The organism is Bradyrhizobium sp. S3.3.6, assembly GCF_040546905.1.
Classification (GTDB): Bacteria; Pseudomonadota; Alphaproteobacteria; order Rhizobiales; family Xanthobacteraceae; genus Bradyrhizobium; species Bradyrhizobium cytisi.
The window spans coordinates 1-1050 of record NZ_JBEPOT010000034.1 but is presented as its reverse complement, the minus strand read 5'-3'; the positions used below and the strand labels follow the sequence as shown (position 1 = coordinate 1050).

The 1050-nt window shown below is 60.5% G+C and carries 1 protein-coding gene; it reads right to left on the bottom strand.

The window, feature by feature from the left end:
- Positions 1-961, bottom strand: a protein-coding gene (locus tag ABID59_RS37350) for an IS630 family transposase (protein WP_246230578.1) whose coding sequence is annotated in 2 segments (ribosomal slippage) — positions 1-625 and positions 625-961 — 962 coding nt annotated over the 2 segments. Because the reading frame shifts where the segments join, the coding sequence is not laid out codon by codon here. This gene is flagged as partial in the annotation.
- Positions 962-1050 lie beyond the last annotated feature (89 nt).

Here is a 1050-nt window from a genome sequence, read left to right as displayed (position 1 = left end):
TAGAGCGTTAGCCGATCAGGTTGCAAGTACCCTGCGGCCACGAAGTAGTTTGTGGATTCTGCGGGCGTGTAGGTGTCGACGATGCGACCAATAGCGTCCCAGAGACCATTGACCGTACGTTCGGCTGCCTTTCGCAAATTTGCTTTGAGCTTGGCGAATGCATTCTCGATCGGGTTGAGGTCGGGGCTGTAGGGCGGAAGATAGAGGAGCGTTGCGCCGGCGGCTTCGATCATCTGGCGTATGCGCGGCCCTTTATGGCTGGAGAGGTTGTCCATGATGACAATCGCGTCTTGCGGAAGTTCGGGGATGAGCACCTTTTCCACGTAGGTCTCGAAGGCATCACGGTTGATAGGGCCATCGAGCACCCAGGGCGCGATGATACCGCGCGTGGTTAAAGCGGCCACGCAGGTTGTTGTTTTCCAGTGGCCGTGCGGAACGGCGGCTCGCAGACGTTCGCCGCGCTGGCAGCGGCCATGTGTTCGCGCCATGTTGGTCGACGCCCAGGTCTCATCAATGAAGACGAGCCGGTCACGATCGAGCTTGCCTTGGCTCTCGCGCCAGGCTTCGCGCCGCGTCAAGACATCCGGGCGATCCTGCTCGGTGGCATGGGCTGTCTTTTTTTGCGCGTGATGTTGTGGCGCTCGAAGAAGCGCCGGATCGTCCCATAGCCAAAGCAAAGACCTTCCTTGCTCAGGCTGTCACGCAATTCCTCGATGGTGATGTCAGGGGTTGCCTTGAGCAAGGCCATGATCCTCGCCTGATGGGCATCGATCCGGTGGGATTTGCGATCACCGCCCTGAGCTCTTGGCTGGGCATCCCCTTGCTCTCGCTCGCGCATCCGCCATCGGCTGACGCTCGCCGCACTTACTCCAAACCGCTCGGCAGCCTGCCGGCCGGATACGCCGCCAGCAATGGTGGCAAGCACTCGTTCCCGAAGGTCCATCGACAGCGGCTTCGCCATGCCCGCCGGCCTCCCGTCCCGGCGGGTAGCTTGAATCACCAAAACGCTGATTTGTGAATCCCCAACGATTCAGTCAGATGGGCTAACGC